6 protein-coding genes and 1 pseudogene are annotated in these 6867 nt (G+C 68.0%); 5 read left to right on the forward strand and 2 right to left on the reverse strand.

The genetic code is table 11. The features are described 5' to 3' along the window. The first annotated feature begins 22 nt into the window (after positions 1-22). The 5 genes and pseudogenes from VN779_RS17055 to VN779_RS17075 all read left to right on the forward strand — a co-directional run bounded on the left by VN779_RS17055 (position 23) and on the right by VN779_RS17075 (position 3664). On the forward strand, positions 23-514 hold the full coding sequence (locus tag VN779_RS17055) for a MarR family winged helix-turn-helix transcriptional regulator (protein WP_325724435.1): 492 nt from the start codon (positions 23-25) through the stop codon (positions 512-514). Continuing rightward, on the forward strand, positions 514-2304 hold the full coding sequence (locus tag VN779_RS17060; RefSeq protein WP_414639695.1) for a chloride channel protein: 1791 nt from the start codon (positions 514-516) through the stop codon (positions 2302-2304). The genes VN779_RS17055 and VN779_RS17060 overlap by 1 nt, the downstream gene beginning before the upstream one ends. Next, complete coding sequence (locus VN779_RS17065) at positions 2301-2828, forward strand: hypothetical protein (protein ID WP_325724439.1); 528 nt, start codon at positions 2301-2303, stop codon at positions 2826-2828. The genes VN779_RS17060 and VN779_RS17065 overlap by 4 nt, the downstream gene beginning before the upstream one ends. A gap of 59 nt (positions 2829-2887) precedes the next feature. Continuing rightward, positions 2888-3331 (forward strand): annotated as a pseudogene (locus VN779_RS17070) (GNAT family N-acetyltransferase); the annotation flags it as partial. Between the two features lie 33 nt (positions 3332-3364). Next, positions 3365-3664: a hypothetical protein gene (locus tag VN779_RS17075; protein ID WP_325724441.1), complete on the forward strand. Its 300-nt coding sequence runs from the start codon at positions 3365-3367 to the stop codon at positions 3662-3664. A 423-nt stretch (positions 3665-4087) separates the two neighbouring features. Here the strand turns inward: VN779_RS17075 and VN779_RS17080 are convergent, their stop codons facing one another. Further along, the gene (locus VN779_RS17080; protein ID WP_325724443.1) at positions 4088-5113 is read right to left on the reverse strand and encodes a polysaccharide deacetylase family protein; all 1026 of its coding nucleotides are present in this window, start codon (positions 5111-5113) and stop codon (positions 4088-4090) included. A 63-nt stretch (positions 5114-5176) separates the two neighbouring features. Continuing rightward, the coding region (locus VN779_RS17085) for a GTP-binding protein (RefSeq protein ID WP_325724445.1) at positions 5177-6867 on the reverse strand (1691 nt) is incomplete at its 5' end.

Below are 6867 nucleotides of genomic sequence, written 5' to 3' on the forward strand. Positions count from 1 at the left end.
GCATCAGACAAGTCTTGTCTATGTGAATAGATTCTCCGCGGTCGGGCCGCGTACCGAGCCAACACCGGACGTGACGGCGTTTGAGCAGTTGGCGCGAGCGCTGGTGGGCATCACGCTGAAAAGCCTCAGCGCGCTCGACGGAGCGGTGAGCGTGTCGCAGTTCCGGTTGCTGCTGACGCTCGACGGGCTCGGCCGGGTGCCTTCCTCAACCCTTGCCGAGGCGCTGGGCATGGGCGCCTCGTCGGTCACCCGGCTGGTCGACCGGTTGCAGGCCGCCGCTCTGGTGGAGCGCGGCAGCGTTGAGCACAGCCGCAGTATCGTCACGGTCGAGGTCACCAGCCGTGGGCGCGACCTGGTCACCGCGGTGCTGGATCGCCGGCACGCACTGCTAGAAGACGTCTTGGACCGGATGGATCCACACCAGCGCGAGCAGGCGCGGCAGATGGCCACGGTCTTCGCGGATCTGGCCGGCGACGCGGCCAAGCTCGCGGTGAACGGACCGGTGCCGCTGTGATCGCCGGTCGTCTGCACGTGCGGCTGCGCGAGAAATCCCCGGCTGCGAGCGAGCGCCCGCAGCACCTCGGCGACTTCACCCTCAGCCCGCGCGTCCTGCTGATCACTCTGCTTGCAATTCCGGTCGGCGCGGCCAGCGCAGTGGCCGCATTCATCCTCCTGCGGCTGATCGGCCTGATCACCAACCTCGTCTTCTATCAGCGCGTCGCCACCGGCCTCGTCGCCCCGGGCGCCGTGCATCACCCCGGCTGGCTAGTCCTCGTCGCGCCCGTCTTCGGCGGGCTGATCGTCGGACTGATGGCCCGCTACGGCTCGGAGAAGATCCGCGGCCACGGCATGCCGGAGGCCATCGAGGCGATCCTTATCGGCGGCAGCCGGGTCGCTCCGCGAGTGGCCGTGCTCAAGCCGGTGTCCGCGGCGATCAGCATCGGCACCGGCGGGCCGTTCGGCGCCGAAGGGCCGATCATCATGACCGGCGGCGCGGTCGGCTCGATCCTGGCGCAGGGCCTCAAACTCTCCGCCGACGAGCGCAAGACCCTGCTGGTGGCCGGCGCCGCGGGCGGAATGGCGGCGACCTTCAACGCGCCGCTGGCCTCGGTGCTGCTCGCAGTCGAACTACTGCTGTTCGAGTGGCGTCCGCGCAGCCTGATACCGGTCGGCGCGGCAGTGTCGATTTCGGTCATCTGCCGCGGTTTCCTGCTTGGTACCGGCGCTATCTTCCCGGTCGCGCACGTCATCCGTCCGGACGCGGGCGCGCAGTTGCTCTCGCTGATCCCCGGCCTGACCGGCGGCTTGCTGGCCGTCGGCGCGACCGGACTTGTGTACCTGGCCGAGGACGCCTTTGCACGCCTGCGATTCCACTGGATGTGGTGGCCCGCGATCGGCGGTCTGATCATCGGAATCGGTGGTCTGATCGAGCCACGCGCACTGGGCGTCGGCTACGACGTCATCAACCAATTGCTGACCGGACAGGCCGGGCTCTCGCTCATCCTCGGCATCCTCATCGTCAAGACGCTGATCTGGTCGCTCTCGCTCGGTTCGGGGACCTCGGGCGGGGTACTCGCGCCGGTATTCATGATCGGCGGAGCGCTCGGCGCACTGGAAGGCACGGTGTTGCCGCAGGTCTTCCCGGGGTTCTGGGCGATGGCCGGCCTGGCCGCTGTGGTCGGTGGCGTGATGCGGTCCCCGCTGACCGGAGTGGTCTTCACCCTCGAGCTCACCCGCGCCTGGTCTGACCTCCCGGCGCTGCTGATCGCCTCGGTCAGCGCCTACGCCCTCTCCGCGCTCTTGCTCAAGCGCTCCGTGCTGACCGAGAAGATCGCCCGGCGCGGCCTGCACCTGACCCGCGAGTACACCACCGACCCGCTGGAAGCGTTGTTCGCGCACGAGGTGATGACCCGCAACCCGGTAGAGCTTCCTGCGGACCTCCACGAGGCCACCGCGGCTCGCGACGGCGCGGTGCTGCGTGACGGCTTCGGGTCGCAACCGCTGCATCCAGGCCGCCCGGCGTTGTCTGGCCGAGCTGTCGTCTACGCCGATCACACGCTGCGCGAGGTCGCCAACATCCTGGCGCACCACAACGTGACCAAGGCCCTGGTCGTCCATCGCGCGGCGCCGCACCGACTGGCGGGGCTGATCACCCTCGACCAGCTGCTGCACGCGCGGCGGCGTGACCTGCACGAGGAGTTGCACCGCGAGCGACTGCTGCCTGCCCGGCGAACCGTAAAGGGCAAGCGGCCGCCGTCCGGTCCGTCCCCAGAGCTAGCCGACAAACACCCGAGGATCCCATGAACATCGACACCAAGAAGCCCAGCCCGAGCTTGCTGGCCGACCTCGACTGGTGTCTGGCTCAGGCGGCCGACGACCAGCGCGGGGCGCTGTGGCGCCTGACCGAGTCGGAACGTCAGCTGGACGCCAACCTGGTCAGGCTCCCACCGGGAGCCACCGTTGAGGCACACACCGAGCGCGACGTTGACGTGCTGCTGCTTCCCATTGCAGGGCACGGCACCCTGCACGCCGAAGACGAAGCAATCGCGCTCGCTACACACACGCTGACCTGGCTGCCGCGTGGATCGCGCCGCTCGATCACGGCGGGTTCCGGCGGACTGGCGTATCTGACCGTGCACCGCGCCCGCACCGGCCTGCGCATCCAGCTGCCGAGCGACCCGGAGGCGCTGGCACGGCTGGAAGCGCGCGAGGAGGAAGAGGGGGGCGAGGCTGCTTGCCTGCTGCCGCGCCTCTGCCCGCACTGCGGCGCGGTCGCCACCGGAGCCAAGCCGGCGGTGTGCCCGTCCTGCAACCAGCCCTGGGACTAGACAACCAACCGAAAGGAGGAGCGGGCCCCGACGAATGACCGCATTGGCCATCGCCAGTCCCGCGCCCGGCCATGACACTCGAGATCAAGGCTGAGGAAGGCCGCGAACGCTATACCGCTTATCTGGACGGCCGGCCCGTGGGGGCGGCGCAGTGGATCCTCGTGCGGGACACCGTGCTGGTGCCTTATGTGCGCGTAGCGCCGGAAGACCACGACACAGGGATCGGCTCACTGCTGATGCGCCGGATCTTCGACGATGCCCGCGCGAGCCAGCGCACAGTCCTCGCGCTGTGCCCCTTTGCTCGGCGGTGGACTCAACTGCACCCGGCGTACCGGGGTACCGCCCGCGATCCCCGATGGGGCGAGCGCGCAGCGATCCGCGCCCTGCTGCTAGCTGCGCGTACCCGGCGCCAACTGGACAGTTTCTTGACTCCTTCGGCCACCGCAGACGATTCGAATCGCCCTTCACGGGTTAGTGCGGTGAGCAGGGGAGGGCCCGCGTAGGGCGAAGCGGCGCGCGAAGGAAGAAGGCGGACCATGCACGATCCCGAAGAGACGATGGGGCCGCGCGACGGGACCACAGGCGAGGCCATGGACCCGGAAGCGTTGGACGCGCCGGGACGGGTCGACCCCGACACCAGCGCCATCCCGCCGGACACCCAGCCGGTCGCGGATGAAGCCGCGCCCGGTGCCCCGCGGCACCGTCAGGCGAGCGACCAGTCGGACGCGCCCATCCCCGACGTCATGGGCGAGCCCGTGCAGCCCGCGCCCGATGTGATGGGGGCGCCGGTGCCGGAGACCGACGAGACCCTCGGCGACCGGAACGACCGGCTGTAGGCGAGGTCGCATAAACCGTGTCCTAGCTGGGCCAGGGCAGCGAACGCCACCGCCTGCCGCTGCGTCCAGCTAGGACACGGTCTCGCTGTCCCGTTCAACTGGACAACCAACTGCCGCCTGTCCCGCTCAGCTGGACAATCCGCTTTTCCCACCCTCCAACCGCCGGCCGCCGTCCCGGTTTTCCCCCATAAGATTTTTTCGGTGTTTCACACCGTTTGCGCGTGGTGGAGCGAAAAACCTGTGCACGCGTGTCCCGCGTAACCCTCGTCCGCCGTTGGCGAAGCTATCGCGAGACTCCCAGCGCGCAAGGGCGTCTGTGGTCAAGCGCCGTTGTAAACGAGACTCGCCGCTGTAGTCCGGCCCCGTTGCGGAGATGTCATCGCGGGGGTTTTGTATGGGAAAAGCGGGACGGCGGGCGGCGGTTTATTCGGGATGAAGACGAGGCGCCAGTAGTTCGGGTACGGTCGCGAGGTTGTAGCCGCGTTCGAGGCAGCCCTCAATGATGCTTGGCAAAGCCTGTACCGTCTGCGAGCGGTCGCCGCCGCTGTCGTGCATGAGCACGATCGATCCTGGCTTGATCTCGCCGAGCACTTTGCTCGCGATCGCGTCGGCGCCCGGCCGGGCCCAGTCTGCGGAGTCGACGTCCCAGAGTGCGATGCGTTCCTCGAAGCCGGTCCACTTGTCCACAACGTCGGCGGTAAGCGAGCCGTACGGTGGGCGGGCTAGTGAGGGTCGGGCGCCGGTCGCATTTGAGATCGCGTCGCTGGTGCGCTCGATCTGCTCGCGCAGCCCGGCGGCTGAGAGGTCGGGTAGGTACGGATGCGACCAGGTGTGGTTGCCGACCTCGTGCCCCGCGGCGGCGGCCTTCGCGAGGAGATGCCCGAGTCCTGAAGCGCTCAGGCCGATCGGGAAGAAGGTCGCACGCGCGTCGTATCGAGCGAGAATCTCAAGGATCTGATTCGTGAAGACGGGGTGCGGACCGTCGTCGAAGCTCAGGGCGATACTCGGGCGATTGCGTGGACCGTGCTTTACGCAGCCCAGCGCCCGGCCGCGCGCTTCCAGTTCGCTGCCCGCAGGCGCGAAAGCGGCGGAAGGCGGCAGATGGCGGCCAGTGAGGCTGCCCTCTTCGGTCACCAACTCCGACAGTGAACTGAGCCCCTGCGCGGCCAATTGCGCCAGCGACTGTGCGGCGATCGAGCCGAAGTCTGGTCTCGAGTCGTCGATTGCTGGCGGATCGGCGCGGTAGACGGTGAGTCCCGCGGCGAGCAGGAATCCGTCCACCGCGCCGTTTGTGCTCTCGACCACGATGGCGAGTGGCTGGTCGACATGGGTGAGGAAGGTGACGAGGTCCGGCAGTTCGCCGCCACCGAAACGTCGCGCGGGGGTTTCCTGGTCCGCGAACGCGATCTCGTAGCCGTCGGCCGACCACGCGATTCCAGCGAACAGCATGCGTCACTCCTCGTCTTCCGGCTTGCAGTCTCGCGGTCCAGGCCAAGGATCGCCAGTGCCCAGCTACACGCGCCGCTGGACGTGCAGCAGATACTCCTTGCGGTCCAGCGGATTGTGATCGGACCTCGGCCGCTCGGGGACCTCGCCACGCACCGGTTCGTAGTGGTCGAACTCGTACTCGACAACGCCCTCGCCGCCGGTCAGGCCGGGCAGTTGCCGCTCGAGCCCGTTCACTTGCGCGGCCGGGATCTCGCCCTCGATCACGCATGTCGGGCCTTGCATCTGGGACGTCTGCGGCACCGCGCGAAGCGCCGTGAGGACCGGCAGGATCGGGCCGAGCGAGTCGGCTGGCAGGTCGAGCCGGAAGCGATGTACGGGTTCATACACTCTCGTCCCGGCCCTGCGCAGCGCCTCAATCACCACGAGTGGTGTAACGCTGCGAAAGTCCGCCCCGGTGCTCGACATCGACTTGTCAAAGCGCTGATGCGCGTGACTCTGCCGCGGCCAGTAGCCCGAGTGCGTCATGGTGACCACGCAGTCCACCACCTGCCAGCCGTGCAGGCCTTGGCGCAGTGTCTCGTGGACTGTGTCCTCAACGGCTTTGAAGAATGCATACGGCATCGAGCCGAGTTCGACTTCCAGCCGGAACTGCACGCCGCTGCCGATCTCGCCAGGCTCGACGCGCAGGCCGACCGTGGCGAGGAACGGGTTGTCGCCCTTCTTGATCGCCTCGAATGCCGAGCCGGAGCCCACGGGACGTTCGATGTGAATGGTCGTACTCTCCCGGAAGCCGACCTCGATCCCGTACTCCTCGGCCAGCGTCGCCTCGATGACCTCCTTCTGTACTTCGCCGTAGAGCGAGAGGTACAGCTCCTGACGCACGTCGTCCTGCCGCAGATCGATGAGTGGATCCTGCTCGGCGAGCTGGGCCAGGGCCGCGTGCAGTGTTCCTTTCTCGGCGCGGTGGATCGGCACGACTACGGTCTCCAGTGTCGGCGGGGAGAAGTGGTGCTCGCGCGTCGCCCGGTGCGGCTCGCCGACCGCGTCACCGATCCTGACGTCGGCCAGGCCCCAGACCTTGCCGATATGCCCGGCCGTCACGGCATCGCGCCGCACGTCCATGCCGCGCTCGAACACGCTGATCGCGGTGACCTTGCCCTCTAGTTGCCTTCCGGCGCGGCGCAGGATCAGGCGATCGCGGGTATGTACGCTTCCTGAGAACATTCGCAGGTACGCGATCTTCTCCCCGGCAGGGCCGCGCTCGACCTTGAAGACGGCGCCCGATGGCTCGGGGGCGTCTTGTGTGGACGCGCTGGGGAGAAGATCACTGATTCCGGCGGTCAGCTCGGTGATGCCCGCGCCGGTGATCGCGGATCCGAAGAAGACCGGATGCGCGGCGGCCTTCCTGGTCAGCTCCGCGAGCCCGAGGTGGAGTCGCTTGGGCGATGCGGTCTTCTCGTCAGCTAGATAATTGGCGAGGAAGGCGTCATCGTGCTCTGCGAGCACGTCGATCGCTGCTGTGGCGAACTCGGCGTCGTGGGCGGGGAAGGGCGTGAACGCTGCGTCGGCCGTGCCCGCCCTGACCACCGTGCCCATAGGCACGATCGCGTCGGTCAGCTTCTCCCGGAGGCCGCGCAGTACTCGCTCGCGATCTGCGCCGCTACGGTCGATCTTGTTGACGAAGATCAGCGTCGGAATGTCCAACCGCCGCAGCGCCCGCATCAGTACCCTGGTCTGTGCCTGCACACCCTCGA

It is taken from the genome of Actinocrinis sp., assembly GCF_035605935.1.
Classification (GTDB): Bacteria; Actinomycetota; Actinomycetes; order Streptomycetales; family Catenulisporaceae; genus Actinocrinis.

What these genes read in the sequence shown, in the direction of transcription:
- VN779_RS17080 (WP_325724443.1), bottom strand. Translation starts at nt 5,113, where the DNA reads ATGCTGTTCGCTGGAATCGCGTGGTCGGCCGACGGCTACGAGATCGCG.
- VN779_RS17065 (WP_325724439.1), top strand. Translation starts at nt 2,301, where the DNA reads ATGAACATCGACACCAAGAAGCCCAGCCCGAGCTTGCTGGCCGACCTC.
- VN779_RS17075 (WP_325724441.1), top strand. Translation starts at nt 3,365, where the DNA reads ATGCACGATCCCGAAGAGACGATGGGGCCGCGCGACGGGACCACAGGC.